The organism is Bacillus sp. FSL W8-0770 (assembly GCF_038008705.1).
Lineage (GTDB): Bacteria > Bacillota > Bacilli > Bacillales > Bacillaceae_G > Bacillus_A > Bacillus_A cereus.
In genome coordinates this window covers 846,393-868,805 of record NZ_JBBOZR010000001.1, presented here as the reverse complement: position 1 = coordinate 868,805, position 22,413 = coordinate 846,393, and the positions used below count along the sequence as shown (strand labels likewise).

The following is a 22,413-nucleotide window of genomic DNA, read 5'->3' as shown; positions in this document are numbered from 1 at the left end:
ATATTTATCATTCCATATAGATATTTTCATTTTATCTGTATTCACTTAAAAGGCATCAGAGATTATATATCTCTGATGCCTTTTATACATCTTTTAGCTATTTTTAGCCATGAATCTTAAACGTATGCCTAATAGCAGAAGCATAAAACCGATGAATGGAACGTAATTCGTATTGTGTCCTGTAGCTGGAAGTTGTTGATTATTAGAAGAACCTTGTCCTTTTTCTGGTAAATTAGGTTTTTCTACTCCCTCACCTGGTTTTTCTGTTCCTTCACCCGGCTTCTCTGTTCCTTCATCTGGCTTTTCTGTTCCTTCACCTGGCTTCTCTGTTCCTTCACCTGGCTTCTCTGTTCCTTCACCTGGCTTCTCTGTTCCTTCACCCGGCTTTTCTGTTCCTTCACCCGGCTTTTCTGTTCCTTCACCTGGTTTTTCTGTTCCTTCACCTGGTTTTTCTGTTCCTTCACCTGGTTTTTCTGTTCCTTCACCTGGTTTTTCCGGACCTTTTTCTGTATCTTTTTTATTTGTAATTTGAAGTTTTACAAATTCAATTTTTTCATTAGAAATCGTAAATTTCATTTCCTTATCGGATAAAGTATATCCTTCTGGCGCTTGGATTTCTTTTAAAGTGTAATCTCCTGGTTCTAACTTCTTAGAAGTCGCTTTACCGCTCTTATTTGTTGTTAATGTGTCGATTTTTGTTCCGTCTTTCCAAATTTCAAACACTGCGCCTGCTAATATTTTATTTGTATTATTAGCGTCTACCTTTGTAATTTCTAATTGACCTGTAATTTCTTCTTTCACTTTTTCATTCATAACTTCTTGTTTTACTACTTCATTTGCTACAACATTTACTTCTACTGTTACTTCTAACGCTTTATAACCTTCCGGTGCTTTCGTTTCTTCTAACGTATACTTTCCTGGCACTAAGCTTTCGAATTTCACAACACCGTCTTTATTCGTTGTTTTCGCTTCTCCAACTACTTGATCAGCTTCGTTCTTTAATTTAAATTCCGCACCCGCTAGAACTTTTCCACTCTCTGCATCCTTTTTGATTACTTGTAAGCTTCCTAGTTCTTTTGCGTTTTCTATTTGTACTTCTACTACTTTGTCTGCTTCCACAACGACTTCAATTTCTTCTTTTAGCAATTTATATCCTTGTGGTGCTTTCGTTTCTTTTAATGTGTACTTTCCTGGTTCTAATTTCTGTGAAACTACTTTACCAGTTTTATCTGTTCGTAACGTATCTACTTTTTTACCATCTTTATACACTTCGAATTCTGCGTCTGATAATACTTTCGTTTTATCTTCCGCATCTACTTTTACAATTTCGAATTGACCAAGACTCTTACTGTTCGTTACTTTTACATCAACAACTTTTTCACCGTCAACTGTTACATGAATTATTTGTTTTGTTAACTCATAACCTTCTGGTGCTTTTGTTTCTTCTAACGTATATTCCCCTGGCACAAGTCCGTCTACTTTAACCGTTCCAGACTTATCTGTTGTAATTCCTTCTTTTACAACATTTCCTTTCGCATCTTTCAATGTAAATTCTGCGCCTGCTAAGCGTTTCGTTTGATCTTTATCATCCATTTTAATAATTTGTAGAGAACCTAAGATTTTTTCGTTTTCTGCCTCTACTTTTACTACTTCTTTCTCGTTTTGAATTGTTACTTTCCATTCTTTATTTGAAAGCTTGTAGCCCGCTGGTGCTTTCGTTTCTTTCACTGTGTATTCACCTAGCGGTAATTTTGGTGACATCACTTTTCCACTCTCATCTGTTTTCAGTTCCGCTACCTTTTTACCATCTTTATACACTTCGAATTCTGCACCTGATAACAATTCCGTTTTATCATTCGCATCTACTTTCACGATTTCGAATTGACCTGTTACTTTTTCATTCGTAACTTCTTGTTTTACTACTTCGTTCGCTACAACGTTTACTTCTACTGTTACTTCTAACGCCTTATAACCTTCCGGCGCTTTCGTTTCCTCTAACGTGTACTTTCCTGGCACTAAGTTTTCGAATTTTACAACACCGTCTTTATTCGTTGTTTTCGCTTCTCCAACTACTTGACCAGCTTCGTTCTTTAATTTAAATTCCGCACCTGCTAGAACTTTTCCACTTTCTGCATCCTTTTTGATTACTTGTAAGCTTCCTAGTTCTTTTGCATTTTCTACTTGTACTTCTACTACTTTGTCCGCTTCCACAACGACTTCAATTTCTTCTTTTAGCAATTTATATCCTTGTGGTGCTTTTGTTTCTTTTAATGTGTATGTTCCTGGTTCTAATTTCTGAGAAACTACTTTACCAGTTTTATCTGTTCGTAACGTATCTACTTTTTTACCATCTTTATACACTTCGAATTCTGCATCTGATAATACTTTCGTTTTATCTTCCGCATCTACTTTCACAATTTCAAATTGACCTGTTACTTTTTCGGGGATCTTTTTATTCACCACATCTACAGTCACTACTTTATTAGCCTCTACATTAACAGAAACTGAACTAGATGATAATTCATATCCTTTCGGTGCTTCTACTTCGTTTAATGTATAGCTTCCAACTGGAAGTTGTTTCGATAAGGCTTCACCTTTATCATCTGTAACAATTGTTTCCACAACTTTCCCATCTTTATCGATAACATCAAATTTTGCACCTGGTAGAAGTTGACCAGATTCACTATCTTTTTTCAATAATTTAAATTGGCCATTCTCTACTTTTTTCGTATTCTTCATAACAAGTTCAATTACGTTTGTATTATCAATTGTTACTTTGACTGGTGTATCAACTTTTATATATCCTTCTGGTGCATTTATTTCTTTTACAAAATAGTCACCAAGTGGTAAATCTTTAACTTCCGCAATACCCTTTTCGTTTGTTGTAACAGTAGCCACAACGTTATTATCTTTGTCTATAACATCAAATTTTGCGTCTTTTAAAACAATATTTTCATCTTTTTCATCAACTTTTTTAATTTGTAAATGTCCTTTTTCAACTGCTGGTTTATTCCACTTTGGCCAGTTAAATTTAAAGTTATGAACCTCAAAACCATCTCTTTGGTGTAATCCTCCAACATAGGCTTGTCCATTAATAGAACCACCTTTTGTTTCTACAACTGCATTAGGTGCAAACACACTACCTACTACACCATAACCTTTAGTTGTTATCTTTGTAGCATTAGGAAATACCCAAATTACCTTACTAGCTAACTCAGTAAAAGATGAATTAGGATCGTATGCTTGAGATGTATTAATTAAATCCGTCGCCATCCCAGTATTTCTTGTATCATACAAAATTGCACCGCCACCAAAACTCACTTCTTCTGCATCTGAATAAATAACAATAAAGTCTTTATTCTCTACATTCGGAAGAAAAACGTCTTTTACATCAAATGTTTTCTTTCCAGTTTGGCCTGAAGAGACATAAATATTAGGGTTATTTAAATCTTCACCGATGCCAAAGCTCATATTAGGTTTTGGCTTATCAGTCTGTAGTTTACTTGCATCCCCGATTACACCATCAACGTCTTTTCTAAATTCTTTAAACTTAGCATCAATCTCCGCTTGCTCTTTATAAGAGATGCGGTCATATGATGTTTTCATTGCGCCATCTGGGTCACCGTCTTTTGTCATCGCCACTGTTCCATCTTGAATAATTACTTGTCCTGCTCCCGCTTTCGTAAATTGACCGCCTAGTAATAATGATGGATATCCTTCATCTACCCAAGTTGCTCCAGCTAAGTTATTTGCTCCAGTTGCAGCCGCTACGACTGTATAACTTGATGCGTTCATATTTTTCTGAACAGCCATCGCACCTTCAATATCCGCACTCGTTGCACTATGATCTCCAAAAATGATGGCATTGTAATAAGATACATCACCTAAACCTTTTAATTCTGTTGTAGCTGCCTCTGCTTTAAATGGTAAGTGGATTAAAAAATTCATACATATTAGTAATACAACTATTAAACTACTACTTAACTTTTTAATTTTTTGATTAAATGATTTCCTCAAGAAATTCATTCCCCCTTTTAAACTTCCTAAAACCACAAAAAGAAGTACATATCATATGTACCAAACCTTACTCACATTAACTTAAAATAATCCATTTAAATAAAACAAAGAAACACTACAACTACTTAATAAGATTGCTACAATTCATTTTTGAAATAATACGTGAACTAAACTGTCATGCGGAAATACTTTTACGTATGGGAGCCCAATAAAATTAATCTGAAGAATATTTCATGTGGTGTAACTATTTTGGCAACATCATTCACTTTACATTAGTTTTCTAAAGGATTCAAGTGAATTGTATAGATTTCATACACAATTCATATTTTAAAACGCTTTCACTGTTTTTAATAAGATAAACAAAAAAACGTAGCCAAAAAGCTACGTTTTTCTGTCATCGTTTCGGTGTATTTTTATGATTCTTCAAAAACGGAAGCGGGAATTGCTTACGGAAATGCTCTTTAATCATATACTCTACACCGTTTTCGCTATTTGAACGTGTAATCCAATCTGCTGCTTGCTTTAATTCTACAGGCGAGTTCCCCATTGCTACCCCAAGTCCCACGTTTTCAATAATCTCTAAATCTTCCATACTATCTCCAATCGCAACCATTTCATTTAGCGAAATATTTAAATGCTCTCCAAGCAATTGTAATCCACGTAACTTTGATACATTTTGCGGTAAAATTTCTATTCGTTTTGAATCACATTCAACATACTCTACATCTTGAAATGCTTTTCTTAATGTGTTCAGTCCTCTTTCTTTTTCACCTTTCGTTTGGAAAATAACATCAATTTTTGGCGCCGCTACCGGATGGTCACGAAGCGCATCACCTAACGAATCTACAAATTGAACTGGATAAAATAACGGGTCTGCACTTGATAATACAGTGCGCGCAATTAAGTTTGGTGTATTTCTCTCACGATTTCCGATTGAAAACCGTTCATGAGAAATACGTACGTTACAATCAAAGTGCTCTAACACTTGCACAATATTAAAAGTCTTCTCTTCAGATAATCTTCTTTGAACGTACGGCTTATCTAACGTTGCTGAAACGAAAGCACCACCATGTGTCACTAATATAGAATCTAATTTTAACGCCTTTGCTACTTTATGAGCGGATTGAAAATTACGACTCGTAAATAACGTAACATATACATCTTTTCTTTTCACAAATTCAATTGTTTCTCGTAATCCTTTTGCAATTTTTCCATTGTTGTATAGTAGTGTCCCATCTATATTAAGAGCTAGTAAGCGATAAATCATGTCGCACTCCCCCTCTTCGCTGTTGTACTCTATCCATAATTTATGAAATAAATGTAGCAAATAGAACGAGTTAGAATTACTACTGAAAATTTGGTTTACTATATACATATACACTTAGCAAAGGAGATAGTACAATGCAGGCACCTCCTTCTTTTTATGAAGGCGACACGTTAGAAGTCGCAAAAAAATTACTCGGGCAAAAACTTGTTCATATTGTAGACGGAATAAAGCGAAGCGGAATCATTGTAGAAGTAGAAGCATATAAAGGCCCAGATGATAAGGCCGCACATAGTTACGGAGGCAGACGGACAGATCGCACAGAAGTTATGTTTGGTGCACCAGGGCATGCTTACGTATATTTAATTTACGGTATGTATCATTGCTTTAACGTTATTACAGCGCCAGTGGGCACCCCGCAAGGTGTTCTCATTCGAGCTCTTGAGCCGGTAGATGGAATAGAAGAAATAAAACTAGCGCGCTACAATAAGACCGAAATTACAAAAGCGCAGTACAAAAATTTAACGAACGGTCCTGGCAAACTATGCCGTGCACTTGGCATCACTTTAAAAGAACGCGGTGTATCGTTACAAAGTGATACGTTACATATTGAATTAGTTCCAAAAGAAGAACACATATCATTACAATATAAAATAACAGCAGGACCTCGTATTAATATCGACTATGCAGAAGAAGCTGTACATTATCCGTGGCGTTTTTATTATGAGGGACATCCGTTTGTTTCAAAGAAATAAACGATATCGACTTACCGACAAATAAAAGAAGACTGTTCCAAAGTGGAACAGTCTTCTCCTTTTACTCCGCACCTTCCGCAGTTGCAATATTATCCTCTAAGTTTTCTCTTGATAATTCAGCCGCCATAAAATCTGCTGTTTCTGGAAGTGCTAAATGCATATGAGCTTTTTGACAAATTTGGATCGTGCAGTTTTCTACAACATAGTCGAAAACATGTCCGCCTCCGCTTCTTTCATCATCAATGTAATGTAAGTGGAATCCAGCTACCCCAATACCTTGTGCGTAATCTGGTGTCCAAAATCCAGCAAGCGTACCTTCTGTATTTTCAAACGAAAAGATTGGTTGCGATTTCGTCACTTCAACGAGTGGTGTATACGGTTTTTCTTGTCTTGGAACAGTTCTCGTTCTTACTTCACGGAACGTACCGTCCATTCGAATAGCGTAAAATAAGTTTTTACTTGGCATTAATTCATGTAATAACGCTTCAACTTCTTCACGATTCATCGAACGCTCTACCGTATAACTCATTTCTTTTTCAAAAAACGTTACAGTTGCAAATGGCGTTGTTTCTTCTGGCTCTACTTTTTCCGCTGAACCGTCTGAACGTAAATGATAAAATCCATTATCAAATGCAATCATTTCACCGTCTAATTGATCAAATGTGCCGATGCCGAAATCACCATGTTTTTTCAAATCTTCAAAGCTAATCACACCATCATATACACCATCTAATAGCGCAAGCATTGTAGATGTTTGATATACTTCATTACTCATTTTCGTTTTTTTTGCATCAATATCAATTAATTGCGCAACAGTCATCTCAAATCTGCCTCCATTAGTTTAATTGGTTTGGTAATAATTTTTCGCTTAATTTAATGTTATCACGGTAGTCGATTGGAATATCAATAATGACAGGACCGTCTGCTGCTAATGCTTCTTTTAATACACCTTCTAATTCATCAGGCGTGTTAACACGAAGACCTAACGCCCCGAAACTTTCCGCATATTTAACAAGATCAACATCGCCAAACTCTGTAGCTGATGTTCTGCCGTATTTCATCATTTGTTGGAATGCAACCATATCATATGTGCCGTCTCTCCAAACAAGATGGACGATTGGAGAATTTAAACGTACCGCCGTTTCTAACTCCATCGCTGAGAATAAGAAACCACCGTCACCTGATACGGAAACTACTTTTTTACCTGGTTCTACTAAAGTAGCAGCAATTGCCCAAGGAAGTGCAACACCTAACGTCTGCATACCGTTACTAAATAATAATCTACGTGGTTCATAAGAACGGAAACATCTCGCCATCCAAATAGAATGGGAACCGATGTCACATGTAACGGTTGTGTCGTCACTAATTAAAGAACGAAGTGTACGAATCACTTGAAGCGGATGTGTAACACCTTCTGAAGGACGATTTGGAACTTCTGCTTGTTCTGATAATTTCGCGCGTAATCGTTCTAACACTGCTTCTGATTTCGTACTTAACACAAGTTTCGGTAACTTTTCTGCGATGCTATTTACTGTTAAGGCAATATCACCAATTAATTCACGCTCTGGTTGGTAATCATGATCGATATCTGCTTGATGGTCATCAAGATGAATAATCGTTCTGTCTCCAAGTTTATTCCAGAACTTTGGATCATACTCAATTGGATCATAACCGATAGAAATAACAAGATCTGCCTCTTCTAGTAAAATATCACCTGGTTGGTTACGGAATAGTCCAACACGGCCGAAGAAATGATCTTCTAACTCACGTGAAATGGCACCAGCCGCTTGATATGTTTCAACGACAGGAAGTTCTGTATCCGCAATTAATTTACGAACGGCTTTCGTCACTTCATTTGTGCTCGCTCTCATACCGAGTAAAATAACTGGTAATTTCGCTGCTTTTATTTTATCTACTACATATGTAATATCATGTGTGGGAGCGATTCCAAGCTGTGGCTTAGAAAGCGCACCGATAGACTCTACAGTCGTTTCCGCAGTCATAACGTCTTGCGGCAGACTTACTAAAGTAGCGCCTGGATTTGTGGAAATCGCACTTCGGAATGCATTCGATAGTGCTTCTGGCACATTATCAGGATGCTCTACTTCTACGCTATATTTTGTGATTGGTTCGAATAGTGCAGCATTATCCATAGATTGATGCGTACGTTTTAATCGATCTGTACGCGGAACTGCACCAGCTAAAGCAACAACGGGATCACTCTCCGCATTCGCAGTAACAAGACCTGTCGCTAAATTTGATGTCCCTGGTCCTGAAGTTACAAGACATACGCCCGGTTTCCCTGTTAATCTACCAATAGCAGCTGCCATAAATGCTGCGTTTTGTTCATGACGACAAACAATTAACTCTGGTCCTCTTTCTTGCAGTACATCAAATACAGAGTCAATCTTCGCTCCTGGAATACCGAAAACATGTGTAACACCTTGTTTAATTAAACAATCAACAACAAGATCTGCTCCTTTTGTTTTTGTCTTCACGTCGTTTGCTTTTACACCTGTACTCAAAACTAATCACCCTTTATTTCATAATGTGTGTAATAAAGATTTTAACTTCACCTAGTTAATTAATGTGGTGAAGTATCATTTATCATTATATTACAAATGCATTATTTTTCCAACAATATGAATTCGATATTATTTTGACAAGATTTAAAGAATGCGCTTACAACCTTTTGTTTATCTTAAAATAACATTTTTATATCTCTTCTAAAAATGTACAAAAATACTTCCACCTATTCACATTATTAACAAATTTATAGTACCTTGCAAAGAACAATAGCAAATGATATATTTGTAAATAATGGAATAACCATTATTTGGAATGTTATTTACAATTAGTATATCGCCTTTCAAAAAGTAAATATAGATTGTGTGTGCTGTTTAGAAAAAAGATAGGATTCTCAGCTGTAATTCATCATTTTATAAAGGAAAGTGATTGTTATGAACAAAAGTGAATTTTTAGAGCAACTTAGTTCTTCCCTACGGAATATGCCTAATTCAGAAAAGGAGGATATTATCTCGGAGTACGAAACTCATTTTATTAGTGGTAAACAAGATGGAATATCTGAAGAGGAAATTTCTAAAAAGCTAGGAAACCCTAAAACTATCGCTAAAGAACTTAACGTTTCATATGCAATAAGCAACGCTGACAATAGGCGCAGCCTAAAAAACATTATGACGGCACTGTTTTCTGTTATGAGCTTAAGTCTTTTAAACTTTATATTTATCATTATCGCCTTTTTCGTATTACTCTTTCTATTACCGCTTCTTCTAGCACTTATAATTGCTACACCGTTATTAATTATTTCACCTATCTTATTAATAGGGTTAGGATTCTTTAAAGGGTTTCATCAAATCAGTTATTCCGATGTTTACAATGTATTCATAGCTTTTTGCATCGGCTTACTAATATCAGTCATATGTTATCAAATAATAAAACATCTATACGTAGCTTTAGTTAAGTATTTGAAATGGAATGTAGCTATTTTACAAAGATTCTAATGAATGTAAAAGGAGATTACTATGAAAAAATATATTTTATATCCACTCATGTTACTTACAATTTTATTTCTATCAGCTTGTTCAAACAGTGCACAACCTAAGGAAGAAAACGATGTACAATCTATTAAAGATGTTGCTATTAAAGTTCCAGAAAATATATTTAGTTCCTCAAAGGAAAACGAAAATATTAGTGAAGACGAAATGAGACAAAATATAAAAAATTATATAGATTATAGTTGGGAGTTAGCTGAAAATATAATTCCTCTCGCTTCAACAAATTCTGATAAGAATTTCACTGAATCTGACCGAGAAAAATTACAAAAACTAATAGAGTTAGCGAAGCAAAATGATGCAAACTTCCATAATTTTATTAGTAACAATACAATCCCTGATGATTACAAAAAGCCTTCAAAAGAAATATATGAATTTATTTCATCGTCTACAGCACTTTCAGTAGAGCTAGATCAAGAATTAGACAAACTCGCCCAAGATGGTAACTTATTCAAGGCCAATTTTTCTTTTACAAAGCGCTTTGAGAAAATAAATGGGAGGAAACAAAAAGAGATTGAAAAGTTTTTGAACGAAAAAAATATTAAAACTTCAATTAACAGCAATAAAAAAAATTAACCGATGTGTTACATATCCCTTTCAAAATAATCAATAAGAAATGGCTATTTTGAAAGGGAGTTTTTGTGATATAACTATTAAATTCCCTAAACAAAAAAGACGCTCCTAAACTAGGAGCGTCTTCCACTATTACGCTTGTTGTTGCGCGCTATATAATTCTTCAAGTGGCTTCATGATAATTTTGTTAACGTCACCGATTACAACGTTTAGGCGTTGCTCAGTTTCCATTAATTTTGTAATTTTAGCATCTTGTTGAATGCGAGCTACAACTTCTTGTGCTTGTTGGTTGTCTTCTTCAGTGATTTCTTGGCCTTGCATCATTTTTTGTTGTAGGCTAAGTTGCATTGTACGGAACTCATCGAATAAGTTCTTTGAAGCTGTGTCAGCTTGAACTGCTGCGTAGCTCTCTTTTAAAGTTTTGAAGTCATCGTTTTCAGCGATTGCTTTTTGTAATTCATATGCAACATCATGAATGTTCTTTGTCATTTTATTTTTCCTCCTTTAGAAGGCTAGCGCTTTTCATACGCACTGCCTTTTCAGTGCATTTACATACGCACCTCTTCTTACCATATCAAACTATGCAAGAGATGTGAAGAAATTTCACTTTTATTTCTATGTACTCACCTTATTATCTAAGAAACAATAGTAACAATCCTTGTACGAGCCCGATCATTCCGCCTAATAACGCTCCTAAATACGTAATCATTTTTAATTCGTTTTTCGTAATAGACAGAACTAAGTCTTCTAATCTTTCTGTTGAGAATGTAGACACTTCTTGCTGGACAATTTCCGCAAGGTGTAGATTGTTTAGTATACTCTCTACGTTTTCTGTTCCCCACTTTAAGCCTTTCGTTACTGCACTTGGAACCACTTTTTCAATAATTGTTTCTCGAACTGGTTCACATACTTGCTGAACAGATTGATTTAAAAACTTACTCACTGTTTCCTCTACTTTAACTGCTGACAGCACGGAGCTTACAATCATTTCTTTCTCTACAAATGCTTCTAATTCTTTTACATCTCTTCCTTTTAACTTTTCCCACTCTTTTTGCAGTACGTCAGTTAAAAGCTGCTTTGTAGCATCTTGCCCTAAAAACTTAATAACTTCTGGCTGCACACGATCCACAACACTTACATTTCCTAAAAACATCCCAACTAAGTTAAGTAGCGTTCCACGAGAAGCAAAGAAATCATCAATCATTTTTGAAAGACGCGCTTTCCCTTCTTCACTTTCAAAAAAGCTAATTCCTCGCTCTAAAATAAACGCCGAGGCATTCGGAATCGCATTCTCTATCTTTTCATGTACAGAATGAGGTAAAGCCTGTTCCCATGTATATGTATAATACTCTGCTAAAAATGCATGAATTTTTTCTGTAATCACATGTTCGATTTTTCGAGTTGCTTCTTCTTCTACATGTGCTACATTCCATTTTTCTAACATATATCGCAGTGATTGTTCATTCGTAATTACTTTATCCACTTCCACTTGCGCCCAGTGAATTAAACCTTTTTGAAACTCTTCATTTGTTAGCTTTTTTCCGATTCCTTCTGGTGTTAACAAATGTTCTACAACCATTTTTCCTAATTGAACAGCAAGTTCATCACGCCGCTTCGGAATTAACCCTGGTGTAAATGGAACTTGAAACTTTCCGATATAAATAGGACGATGAGGACGAAATAACATTTTTATCGCTAAATGATTCGTATATCCTCCAATAATTGCTCCGAGTCCTGTCGTCGTTAACATATTTAACCATATATTCATTACAATCAACCTTTCACTTCTCCAAAACTATAGCATATCATCATACGGACAAAAGTATAATGGTATAAAAACGTATTTGCAATATATAGCTTCGCCTATTATGCAAATAGTAGTAAAGGAGTGATTTCGTTGGTTCTCGGCCTTTTAACTTCTAAACTTCATTATGAGCAAACGTATTACACCGAAATCGCTAAACGCGCTCGGCTTTATCATAATGTCGTTGCCCAGTTTACGCCATTTTGTATTGATCCTAAAACAGACCTTGTTTCTGGTCTTATTTACGATACAGATACAGGAAAATGGAAAAAGCAAACATTCCCTATTCCTTCTTATATATATGATCGTTATTCTTTTCACGAGGAAACAGACTTTGAAAAAGCAAAATCAATTATTCACTCTTTGCACAATCGTCCTTCCACTACCTTTTTAAATAACACACTTATTAATTCAAGTGAACTACATGATTTATTTCTCACTAATAAAAAACTGTCTCCTTATATACCAAAATTTGAAATTGCGACGATACAAAACATTTTCAAACTGTTGTTAAAAACTAAAGATATTATTATACGCCCCACTAATATACATTCTAAAGATAACTTATATCGAATTGCTTACAAAAATAAAACGTTTCAGATCGATACAGTAAATGAAAAATACCATACTTCTCTTCCAATCAAACGCACAGACGAATTTATATCTTGGTGTAAATCTAACATACGTTCATCACGTTACATAGCGCACACTATGCTACAACCACCAAATCAATTAACATATCCACTGCACATTCGAACCATTTTGCAAAAAAACAAAGAACAAACTTGGAAGGTTATCGGTCAATTTATACAAAAAAGTTCATTTCCTAATCAACTTTTACCCTCCGCAACGGACGATGATTCATTGCATTCATTTTCAAAAATTAAATACGTACTATCTAGTACAGGTGTGCAACTATTACACGACGCTTTACACGACATTATAAATGAAGTATTCCAAACACTAGATCAGTCTTATTCTTCATTATTTGAACTAGAACTTTCCACAATTATGGATCAAAAAGGTGCAATCTGGCTTATGTATGTCAACACGATCCCTCCTTACGAACAATACATTCGTCATAGTGATTCATTAGCTGAAAAGATATTTCACGGACCACTTAAATTCAGTCGCTTTACACCATAATGAAAGGAGGTAAACCTATTTTGAAAGAACATATATATACATTAAACATTTCAGATGAACATCCAAATAGTATTACTTTACCTTACGTTTTTTCTATTACGCCACCTATTACATCCCTCTCCTTCGGCATACGTCATATAGCAAGTGAAGAAGTAAAAATTCATTATTCCTTTACTCGCGAAATTATTATCGGAAAACATATTGCCGATAAACTTTTACTACCTCAATCAACTACTATTCATGCATTCACACAAAACCAAACAATTATTTTCGGACCATTAATCGGCATTTTCACAACTGGCTTTAACGATGATTCTTCTAATCCTTTAGGAAATCGTTCAATTGCTCTCAGTGAGTTGTTAACACCACCATTCTCATTACGACCGTTCGTATTCGTCTTTGGCGTTCAACATATAAACTGGGAAGAAGAAACAATTGAAGGATATTTCTTTCGAGAGAAACAATGGATAAAGAAAAAGGTTCCTTTACCAAACGTCATTTACGATCGACTACCGAATCGACAAGCGGAAAATTACAAACCAATTGTCAGAGCAAAAAGAAAATTAGAACAAGACTACTCCATTCCATGGTTTAACCCAGGGTTTTTCAATAAATGGGAAGTTCATCAACTTCTTATGAAAGACGAATCAATTAAACCCTTATTACCAAATACAGAAGCATTTCAGCATTTCGAACAAGTAGAACGGTTTCTTGGCACATATAAATCAGTGTACATGAAACCAATACACGGGAGCTTTGGTAGAAATATTCATCAAATATTTTATTCTCAAACAGAAAATTGCTACTACTGTCGTTATCGCGAAAATGAAGAAAACAAACTGAGAAAGTATCAATCATTAGAAACTCTTCTAAACCACGTATTAAAAGGGCATGATTTAAAAAAGTTTATCGTACAGCAAGGTATTTCGTTACTTCGCTTTGATGGTCAACCTGTTGATTTCCGCATTCATACAAATAAAAATCATTTCGGTAATTGGATAGTTAGTGCAATCGTCGCCAAAATCGCCGGCAAAGGCAGTTTAACAACGCATGTAAATAGCGGCGGTAATACAAAATTGCTACAAGAGCTTTTTCCAGATTCAACGAAGCAAGTTCAAATTGAAAATAAATTAAAACAAACAGCTCTGCAAATAAGTTATGCACTCGACGAGCAAGTAACTGGAAACATCGGTGAGATTGGTTTCGATATCGGTTTAGACACAAAGGAAAATCCGTGGTTATTTGAAGCCAACTCTAAACCTGGGCGAACTGTATTCCAAGATGCCAAATTAAAAGAACAAAGTGAACTGACACGCCAGTTATTTTACGAATATGCCATCTACTTAACTGAACATTCTTTACGTGATACAAAAGAAAAAATGTCCCAAATAAAATCCGGGACTTCATCAAACACCGAATGTATCCCTTCTCCTATGATTCACTCACAAATGCAAAAACAAAAACTTCCACCTAGATAATAAGGTGGAAGTTTTCTATTTACACAAGTTTTACTACAACCTCAGTTTCCACATTACATACTCCGCAATAAAAAATATGTTTGCAATATTCATTTGAATTATTATGCGTTAAACCATCTACTGCACTTAATAATTCTTGATCCATATAGGCACTATAATCGTCTATATAATCTACAGACTTCCCATAATCTTGGAGTATACTTTGGCAATTTTGACAAGAATATGTTTGTGATTCTAATGCGTTGCAAAGCGGGCAAATTCCCATCATGATTCCTCCATACGTTATCGTTTAAAGCCTCTCTTTTTTAGAGTGAAGAGAGCACCACCTATCCGCGGTCACTCCATCTCTACTTAAAAATAGAACTATAAAGTTGCTACCGATCTCATTTTTATTTCAATGAATCCTATATAAGAAGCTAATAATTAGCCTACAAGTAGCAGGCTACAATGAGAAAATTATATTTAATATCCTCCTTAGTTTGGCCTGTTTTCTTAAAAATACAACGATTACTCTTATTTCATAATTTACGAAATCAATAAGTTTTTTTTACAAAATTTACAAATTATTATTTTGTATATCTTTCTAGGTAACATCCATACTATGAGTACAAACTTAATTACCGATGGATTAGCGCCAATCGGGGCGATAATCTGGTTCAACTCCAGCTAGTCCAACCAAAAAAACTTTTATAACTCTAAGGAGGATATATTCCTATGGCAAACCAAAATTCTTCAAATCAATTAGTAGTACCAGGTGCAACAGCTGCAATCGATCAAATGAAGTACGAAATCGCTCAAGAATTTGGTGTACAATTAGGAGCAGATTCTACGGCTCGCGCTAACGGTTCAGTTGGTGGAGAAATCACAAAACGTCTAGTTGCAATGGCTGAGCAAAGCCTTGGCGGATTCCACAAATAAATATATATGGCAAAAAGGTCTCAAGGCATATGCCTTGAGACCTTCCTTAATTTATTGCAACATTTGTAAAAACTTCTTCGTACGTTCTTCTTTTGGATTTGTAAATACTTCTTCTGGTGTACCTTGTTCGACAACGACACCACCATCCATGAAAATAACACGGTTCGCAATTTGATGTGCAAAACGCATTTCGTGCGTTACAATAACCATCGTCATGCCTTCTTTAGCAAGTTCTTTCATTACTTTCAGAACTTCTTGAACGAGTTCAGGATCAAGCGCTGACGTCGGCTCATCAAATAGTAACACTTCCGGCTCCATCGCAAGCGCGCGCGCAATTCCAACGCGCTGTTGCTGTCCGCCTGATAATTGGAACGGATATAAATCCACTTTATCTGCTAAACCAACTTTTTCAAGGAAATAGTGTGCTTTTTTCTTTGCTTCTTCTTTCCCCATCTTTTTCACTGTAACGAGCCCTTCCATTACATTTTGAAGTGCTGTTAAATGCGGGAATAAATTATGGTGCTGGAATACCATACCTGTTTGCGTACGAAGATTAACAATATCTTTCTTCGTTACTTTTTGAGAGAAGTTAAGCTCTTTATTACCGATACGAATATTACCAGCGTTTGGTGTTTCTAATACATTGAGACAACGTAAGAATGTCGTTTTACCAGATCCAGACGGCCCAATAATAACAACAACCTCGCCCTTCTCAACTGTTAAATCTATATGCTTTAGTACGGTATTATCTCCGAAACTTTTTTGTAAGTGCTGAATTGAAATCATAAAAACAAAAACTCCTTTTGTAAAAGGATTATTTTAATGTGTAGCGTTCTGAACGCTTTTCTAACATCTGTTGTACGATTGATAATAAGAAACAAATAACCCAATAAATAAGACCTGCTTCAAAATAAACAATTAAAAACTCGTAGTTCATCGCCGCAATTTCCTGCGCTTTTCGGAACATTTCTGTTACTAAAATTAACGATGCTAACGAAGTATCTTTCACTAAGCTAATAAATGTATTCGAAAGCGGCGGGATTGATACGCGCGTTGCTTGTGGTAAAATAACACGTTTTAATGCTTGTGGATATGTCATCCCAATTGTATAAGCTGCTTCCCACTGCCCTTTCGGAATGGAAAGGATAGAAGCACGAATAATTTCAGATGCATATGCACCGACATTTAATGAAAATCCAACAACTGCTGCTGTATATGGCTCAACTTCAATATTAAGAGTTGGAAGTCCATAGAAAATAATAAATAATTGTACAAGAAGTGGCGTTCCGCGAATGATAGATACATAGATACGAGCAATCCATTGTAAAATACGACTACCTGAAATACGTGCGAGCGCTGTTAACGTTGCCAGTATAATCCCGATAATAAATGTAATAAGCGTTAATGGAATTGTTGTAAAAACAGCTTCCTTCAGCATAGGCATGAAGGAAGTCTGCATAATATCTATCCAAGTAGACAATCGATCTGAAACTAATGCACTACTTAGATACATTTTCACCGAACCATTTTTTCGTTATTTTGTCATACGTACCGTCTTTTTTCATATCTTCTAACGCTTTATCTACTTCTTGTACAAGCTTAGTGCTACCTTTACGGAATAAGAATCCACTTTCTGAAGCTTCTTTTTCAGTATCTACAATTTTAATTTTTGCATCTTTTTTCGTTTCTAAATAATTTAATACTGATAACTTATCATTAATTGTAAAATCAACGCGTCCTGAAGCTAATAATTCTGCCGCTTGGCTAAATCCTTCTACACCAATAATTTCCGCACCATTTTTCTTAGCAATATCTGCATAGTTACTCGTTAAAGATTGTGCTCCTTTTAAACCTTTTACATCAGCAAATGTAGCAGGCTTATCTTTATCTTTTGCAATAACTAATGCCGCTGAAGATGAAACGTACGGTTTAGAGAAATCATATTTCTTTTGACGGTCTTCACGAATACCAACTTCGTTTGCAACCATATCGAAACGTTTTGCATCTAAACCAGCAAGTAAGCTATCCCATTGTGTTTCTTTAAATACAGGTTTTACACCTAAACGTTTTGCAACTTCTTCTGCTAATTCAACGTCAAATCCAGTTAATTTATTGCTTGAATCGTGGAACGTAAATGGTGGATATGTACCTTCTGTACCAATTACAAGTTCACCGCTTTGTTTAATCTTTTGTAACGCGTCTTGACTAGCTGTATCTTTTTTCTCTTCTTTACCGCAGCCGGCTACAATCCCGATCGCTAATGTAGTTACTGCAAGCACTGAAAATAATTTCTTCATGATAGTAATCCTCCAAGTATTCTGATAGGAATTTAAAAACTATATTGATTGTATGCAATCTTGAACAATTTTTCAATGAAAATGTTCTTATTTAGTTTATCCTTTTTCTTCATAATCAAACAAAAGGGAAAAATAATGCTACATACAAAAAATAAGTAACATTTTTTAATATAGCATTTATTGTACGAAAGGTAAAATAATACTTCTTATTTAAATGCCCTGATTCACTAAAAAAAGAACTTGTGAAAATCACAAGTTCTCTCCCATACCTATTAAGCGCTCTGGTTCCCTTCCATTTGCGTTTTGTACATATCATAATAACGCCCGCGCTTTTTCATTAGCTCATCATGAGACCCTTTTTCTAAAATGGTTCCTCTATCAAGCACAATAATTTGATCTGCGCTTTTAATTGTTGAAAGGCGGTGAGCGATAATAAATGTCGTTCTTCCTTTTTTTACAACTTCTAGTGCTTGTTGAATCATCGCCTCTGTTTCTGTATCGATACTAGATGTCGCTTCATCTAAAATTAAAATGGCTGGGTCAAAAGCGAGCGCCCTAGCAAACGATATAAGCTGACGTTCTCCAGTGGAAAGCGTACTTCCCTTTTCTGTAATTTCTTCATTTATATTGTTCGCAAATCTTTCAGCACCAACATCACGCAATGCTTTTACGATGCGCTCTTTTGAAATTTTTTCATTTTCTAAACTTACATTAGATGCTACTGTTCCGCTAAATAAAAACGGATCTTGCAGTACAATTCCCATATGTTCACGAGTTGCTTGTTTCGGCATCTCTTTTACATCATGACCATCAATCGTAAGCTTTCCTTTTTCAAACTCGTAAAACTGAAAGAGTACGTTCATAATAGAACTTTTTCCTGATCCAGTATGACCGACAAGTGCCACGGTCTCCCCTTGTTTCGCTTCAAAAGAAATATTTTTTAACACTTCATCTTTCCCATTATAAGAAAACGATACATTATCAAACTTCACATTTCCTTGTAAGCGAGGCATACGCTCTTCTTCTACTGCTTCTCCTTTTTCCTCTAACAATTCAAAAACACGCTCTGATGCAACACGCGATTGTTCTAAGTTAGCAAGCTGATTCACCATATTTGTAATCGGTGAGAACAATCGTGTTAAATAATCAACGAACGCATACAGTATCCCTAGAGAAATGACGCCTGTAGCACTTAATGAAGCGCCACCGAAATACCAAATCACACCTGTGAAAGCGATATTTCTTAATACGGATACTAAATTATGAGAAGTTGCTGCATTTAAATTCAAAATTTTATTTTGATACTTAAAATAATCGCCATTTAATTCTTCAAACTCTTTTTTCGTTTCACGCTCTTGACGGAACGCTTGAATAATTGGCATCCCTTGAATGGATTCATTTACTGTTCCGTTAATATCAGATAAACGAGAGCGCATTTTATGATTGTATACAGACGCGTATTTTCTATAAAGAATCGCCCAAACAATTAAAATTGGGATAATTAATAAACATAATGAAGCGAGCTTCACATCTAATAAAAATAGCGCAGCAAATATCCCAATAATATAGATGATACTAGAAACGAATGTTGCCAACACCGTTACATATAAATCACGAATGGCCTCTGTATCATTCGTCACACGCGAAACAATTTTCCCCGCCGGTAAATGATCAAAGTACCGAATTGGCAACGTTTGAATATGAGAAAAAACATCTTCCCTCATAATTTGAATAATTTTGTTCGCTGCCTTTTGCAAGAAGAACTGCTTTCCGTATGCAAATAATGATACGACTACTAATAAAGCAAAATAGCCACCACCAAGTAATAATAGACGGTTTATTTCTGGCTTATAAAATGCAAATACTTCTTCCTTTGTTAATGCTTTCGCTTTATAAACTTGCACCGCCTTACCATTTTGAACGGTAATCATATCCCCTTTTACAGTACGTGATCCTTCTACATTTACTTTATTCGGTACAAAATAATATTGAAAACCGACTTGCATCACGCGTACTTCTTTTCCTTTTTTCTCGCCTTGTTCAAAGCGATCACTTCGCTTATAAAAAGCCCCATTATACGAAACAGCATCTTCACTCTGTACTGTTTCATACCAAGGTTTCTCTATCCCGACGATATGATCGTCAATCATCGTTTTAGCGACGAAAGGACCAGCAAGCTCTGCGATGACGAAAATAAATAACATTAACATCGCAGCAAAAATCGTCCCTTTCACTTTCATCGCGTATTGAAACAATCGTTTTGAAACGCTCATATTTTCACCCCACTATCCGCACTTTCACTTTCACCTTGTTGTCTTTCAAACTGTTCAGCATACCAGCCTCCGCTCTGGATAAGCTGAGCATGCGTACCTTCTTCTATAACTGCGCCTTCATCCATAACGAGAATCCAATCCGCATGTTGCACTGCAGATAAACGATGCGTCGTAATAATCGTCGTCTTTCCGCTTCTTTCCGTTCTTATATTTTCAATGATCGCTGCTTCCGTACGAGCATCTACAGCTGATAAAGAATCGTCCAAAATTAAAATTTCTGGATTTTGAATAACAGCTCTTGCAATCGAGATCCTTTGTTTTTGCCCTCCTGATAAAGAAACACCTTTCTCTCCAACGAGCGTTTCTAACCCTTCTGGTAAAAACTCTAAATCCTTTTTAAACGCAGCAATTTCAATTGCTTTCTCTAGTTCTTCTTCAGTCGCTTCCCTATTTCCGAATAAAATATTTTCTCGCGCTGTTTTTGAGAACAAAATATGCTCCTGCGGTACATAACCAATCCAGCCGAGTACATTTTCATTCGTCATTTTATCTAATGTCACATCAGAAACTGCAATATCTCCATCTCCAAGTGGATATTGACGAAGAAGCTGACGTACGAGCGTCGTTTTCCCGCTTCCTGTTTTTCCGACAACCCCAAGCGTCTCCCCTTGTTTTAAGGTAAACGAAACCTTTTTTAAATTTGTTTCAGTTGATGAAGGATATGAAAAGGTAACGTCATCAAACTGAATATAATCCGGCTCTTGCACAAGCTTTGGATGTTTCGGATCCTTTACATCTGGTTCATACGCTAACGTTTCATTCACACGGTCAAGCGAAGCATTTCCTCTTTGCATAACATTAATTAATTCACCAATTGCAAACATCGGCCAAATCATCATCCCTAAATACACGTTAAATGAAACAAGTTCACCAAGTGTTACCTTTGATTGAAATACAAGATATGCCCCGTACACTAAACCGATTAAATAACTAAGGCCAACAAGCATTTTCACAGTTGGTTGGAATAATGCGTCAATTCTCGCTACTTTCATATTTTTTTCGTAGACGTCATCTCCTAAGTGATGAAATCTTTCCTCGTCTGCATTCTCTTGTACGTATGCACGAATAACACGCACACCAGCGATTGATTCAAGCACTTTATCGTTCATATCACCAAACGCATCTTGCGCAACGGTAAATCTTTCATGCAATTTCTTTCCATATATATTCATCGCATACGCCATAATTGGAAGCGGAATAAGCGCTGCAAATGTAAGCTCCCAACTAATTGTAAATCCCATCATAAAAACGATCGTAAGCATGTATAAACTAGAATCCACAAGCGTTAATATACCAAAACCAGCTGTCATAGCGATTGCTTTTAAATCATTCGTTGCCCTCGCCATTAAGTCGCCAGTACGATTTTTTTGATAAAAAGTCGGCGTCATCTTAAGTAAATGCCCCATAAATTTAGAGCGCATCGTTTTCTCAAGTACAAATGCACCTCCAAACAATTGATGTTGCCATACGAAAGTAAGACCATACCCAACGATTGTAACCCCTATTAAAATAAGAATAGATTGCATAATTGCTTCGTTCGATAACGTTCCTGTTTTTATATTATCTATCGTAACCCCTAACACTTTCGGGGGAATAACTTCAACTATATTCACAATTAAAAGAGCTCCAATGGCAATACTATATCTCTTCCAGTGCTCCCTAAAAAACCATTTTAACTTTAGTAATACTGATAACAATGTAACCTCTCCCTTCTCGTTCTCGTTTACCTCTCATTTCTTTATCCACTATCCAGACCCATCACATTTACATTTCGTAACCCATACAATCTCATCACATTTTTCCACCTTCCAAAGTTTTTTATCGGAACTAAACAAGCGAAAATAAACAAAAAAAAGCATACCGCCGCTTGACGATATGCACAGGAATGCATAAAAAGCGTACGTTACGATATACGCAACGTACGCTTTTTATAAGACAAAGATGCCCTATATATCCGTACGGGTTGCGTAATGATATGAATGTTTTCTGCCATTTAACAGAGCTAAGCTCATTACATTTACGATTACAATCATTACGCACACCCCCTTCATTTATTTTCCATTTATAATCTTACAACTTTATTGAGTATTCTGTCAATTATTTTTTCACACTTCAAATAAAAATATATGATACACCATTTTGAAATAAGGGAATGTTCTGTAAGAAAGGGCATACAAAATAAAAAAAGAATAAGAAATCGTTTTCACAAACATTTCATTTGAAAAATGTTATCAAACCCCCTACAATCACCTTATA

The 22,413-nt window shown here is 35.7% G+C and carries 18 protein-coding genes; 6 read left to right on the top strand and 12 right to left on the bottom strand.

What is annotated here, in order from left to right; translation table 11 throughout:
* Positions 1-93: 93 nt before the first annotated feature.
* Both NST27_RS04495 and NST27_RS04490 read right to left on the bottom strand, forming a co-directional pair.
* Entirely contained in the window at positions 94-4,017 is a 3,924-nt protein-coding gene (locus tag NST27_RS04495) for a SpaA isopeptide-forming pilin-related protein (RefSeq protein ID WP_001232046.1), read from the bottom strand.
* Positions 4,018-4,411: 394 nt separating this feature from the next.
* On the bottom strand, positions 4,412-5,284 hold the full coding sequence (locus tag NST27_RS04490; RefSeq protein WP_000640417.1) for a Cof-type HAD-IIB family hydrolase: 873 nt from the start codon (positions 5,282-5,284) through the stop codon (positions 4,412-4,414).
* A gap of 134 nt (positions 5,285-5,418) precedes the next feature.
* Between NST27_RS04490 and NST27_RS04485 the strand changes: the two genes are divergently transcribed.
* Entirely contained in the window at positions 5,419-6,036 is a 618-nt protein-coding gene (locus NST27_RS04485) for a DNA-3-methyladenine glycosylase (RefSeq protein WP_001148796.1), read from the top strand.
* A gap of 61 nt (positions 6,037-6,097) precedes the next feature.
* Here NST27_RS04485 and alsD read toward each other — a convergent pair whose 3' ends face one another.
* A complete protein-coding gene (gene alsD, locus NST27_RS04480) occupies positions 6,098-6,856 on the bottom strand; it encodes an alpha-acetolactate decarboxylase (RefSeq protein WP_000215012.1) in 759 nt (252 codons plus the stop codon).
* A gap of 16 nt (positions 6,857-6,872) precedes the next feature.
* On the bottom strand, positions 6,873-8,561 hold the full coding sequence (alsS, locus tag NST27_RS04475) for an acetolactate synthase AlsS (RefSeq protein ID WP_000103499.1): 1,689 nt from the start codon (positions 8,559-8,561) through the stop codon (positions 6,873-6,875).
* Positions 8,562-8,996: 435 nt separating this feature from the next.
* On the opposite strand from alsS, the gene NST27_RS04470 reads away from it, so the two are divergent.
* Positions 8,997-9,557: an HAAS signaling domain-containing protein gene (locus NST27_RS04470; protein ID WP_001042972.1), complete on the top strand. Its 561-nt coding sequence runs from the start codon at positions 8,997-8,999 to the stop codon at positions 9,555-9,557.
* Between the two features lie 21 nt (positions 9,558-9,578).
* Positions 9,579-10,184: an NDxxF motif lipoprotein gene (locus NST27_RS04465; RefSeq protein ID WP_047385669.1), complete on the top strand. Its 606-nt coding sequence runs from the start codon at positions 9,579-9,581 to the stop codon at positions 10,182-10,184.
* Positions 10,185-10,313: 129 nt separating this feature from the next.
* On the opposite strand, the gene NST27_RS04460 is transcribed toward NST27_RS04465, so the two are convergent.
* Complete coding sequence (locus NST27_RS04460; RefSeq protein WP_000164610.1) at positions 10,314-10,670, bottom strand: YlbF/YmcA family competence regulator; 357 nt, start codon at positions 10,668-10,670, stop codon at positions 10,314-10,316.
* Positions 10,671-10,812: 142 nt separating this feature from the next.
* Positions 10,813-11,949, bottom strand: coding sequence for a DUF445 domain-containing protein (locus NST27_RS04455; protein WP_001985918.1), 1,137 nt, complete (start codon positions 11,947-11,949; stop codon positions 10,813-10,815).
* 129 nt (positions 11,950-12,078) lie between these two features.
* On the opposite strand from NST27_RS04455, the gene NST27_RS04450 reads away from it, so the two are divergent.
* On the top strand, positions 12,079-13,131 hold the full coding sequence (locus NST27_RS04450) for a YheC/YheD family endospore coat-associated protein (protein ID WP_000242810.1): 1,053 nt from the start codon (positions 12,079-12,081) through the stop codon (positions 13,129-13,131).
* 20 nt (positions 13,132-13,151) lie between these two features.
* Complete coding sequence (locus tag NST27_RS04445) at positions 13,152-14,609, top strand: YheC/YheD family endospore coat-associated protein (RefSeq protein WP_000658092.1); 1,458 nt, start codon at positions 13,152-13,154, stop codon at positions 14,607-14,609.
* Between the two features lie 19 nt (positions 14,610-14,628).
* Here NST27_RS04445 and NST27_RS04440 read toward each other — a convergent pair whose 3' ends face one another.
* Positions 14,629-14,874, bottom strand: a complete 246-nt coding sequence (locus NST27_RS04440) for a hypothetical protein (RefSeq protein ID WP_000510473.1) — start codon at positions 14,872-14,874, stop codon at positions 14,629-14,631.
* A 449-nt stretch (positions 14,875-15,323) separates the two neighbouring features.
* Here NST27_RS04440 and sasP point away from each other — a divergent pair, with 449 nt between their 5' ends.
* A complete protein-coding gene (gene sasP, locus NST27_RS04435) occupies positions 15,324-15,527 on the top strand; it encodes a small acid-soluble spore protein, SasP family (protein ID WP_000013338.1) in 204 nt (67 codons plus the stop codon).
* 51 nt (positions 15,528-15,578) lie between these two features.
* Here the strand turns inward: sasP and NST27_RS04430 are convergent, their stop codons facing one another.
* From NST27_RS04430 to NST27_RS04410, 5 genes are all read right to left on the bottom strand, one after another.
* A complete protein-coding gene (locus NST27_RS04430; protein ID WP_000623608.1) occupies positions 15,579-16,313 on the bottom strand; it encodes an amino acid ABC transporter ATP-binding protein in 735 nt (244 codons plus the stop codon).
* Between the two features lie 28 nt (positions 16,314-16,341).
* Positions 16,342-17,040 carry an amino acid ABC transporter permease gene (locus NST27_RS04425; RefSeq protein WP_000281499.1) on the bottom strand — a complete coding sequence of 233 codons (699 nt, stop codon included), beginning with the start codon at positions 17,038-17,040 and terminating at the stop codon, positions 16,342-16,344.
* The gene (locus tag NST27_RS04420; protein WP_000732844.1) at positions 17,027-17,824 is read right to left on the bottom strand and encodes an amino acid ABC transporter substrate-binding protein; all 798 of its coding nucleotides are present in this window, start codon (positions 17,822-17,824) and stop codon (positions 17,027-17,029) included. Before NST27_RS04420 ends, NST27_RS04425 begins: the two co-directional genes overlap by 14 nt.
* Before the next feature lie 272 nt (positions 17,825-18,096).
* Positions 18,097-20,097: an ABC transporter ATP-binding protein gene (locus NST27_RS04415; RefSeq protein WP_000116658.1), complete on the bottom strand. Its 2,001-nt coding sequence runs from the start codon at positions 20,095-20,097 to the stop codon at positions 18,097-18,099.
* Positions 20,094-21,854, bottom strand: coding sequence for an ABC transporter ATP-binding protein (locus tag NST27_RS04410; RefSeq protein WP_000953786.1), 1,761 nt, complete (start codon positions 21,852-21,854; stop codon positions 20,094-20,096). The genes NST27_RS04415 and NST27_RS04410 overlap by 4 nt, the downstream gene beginning before the upstream one ends.
* Positions 21,855-22,413 lie beyond the last annotated feature (559 nt).

Excerpts from the sequence above, each read along its gene's own strand:
- sasP (WP_000013338.1), top strand. The coding sequence starts at position 15,324 with ATGGCAAACCAAAATTCTTCAAATCAATTAGTAGTACCAGGTGCAACA.
- NST27_RS04470 (WP_001042972.1), top strand. The coding sequence starts at position 8,997 with ATGAACAAAAGTGAATTTTTAGAGCAACTTAGTTCTTCCCTACGGAAT.
- NST27_RS04420 (WP_000732844.1), bottom strand. The coding sequence starts at position 17,824 with ATGAAGAAATTATTTTCAGTGCTTGCAGTAACTACATTAGCGATCGGG.
- NST27_RS04440 (WP_000510473.1), bottom strand. The coding sequence starts at position 14,874 with ATGGGAATTTGCCCGCTTTGCAACGCATTAGAATCACAAACATATTCT.
- NST27_RS04425 (WP_000281499.1), bottom strand. The coding sequence starts at position 17,040 with ATGTATCTAAGTAGTGCATTAGTTTCAGATCGATTGTCTACTTGGATA.
- alsD (WP_000215012.1), bottom strand. The coding sequence starts at position 6,856 with ATGACTGTTGCGCAATTAATTGATATTGATGCAAAAAAAACGAAAATG.
- NST27_RS04430 (WP_000623608.1), bottom strand. The coding sequence starts at position 16,313 with ATGATTTCAATTCAGCACTTACAAAAAAGTTTCGGAGATAATACCGTA.
- NST27_RS04415 (WP_000116658.1), bottom strand. The coding sequence starts at position 20,097 with ATGAGCGTTTCAAAACGATTGTTTCAATACGCGATGAAAGTGAAAGGG.
- NST27_RS04465 (WP_047385669.1), top strand. The coding sequence starts at position 9,579 with ATGAAAAAATATATTTTATATCCACTCATGTTACTTACAATTTTATTT.
- NST27_RS04460 (WP_000164610.1), bottom strand. The coding sequence starts at position 10,670 with ATGACAAAGAACATTCATGATGTTGCATATGAATTACAAAAAGCAATC.
- NST27_RS04490 (WP_000640417.1), bottom strand. The coding sequence starts at position 5,284 with ATGATTTATCGCTTACTAGCTCTTAATATAGATGGGACACTACTATAC.
- NST27_RS04455 (WP_001985918.1), bottom strand. The coding sequence starts at position 11,949 with ATGAATATATGGTTAAATATGTTAACGACGACAGGACTCGGAGCAATT.
- NST27_RS04485 (WP_001148796.1), top strand. The coding sequence starts at position 5,419 with ATGCAGGCACCTCCTTCTTTTTATGAAGGCGACACGTTAGAAGTCGCA.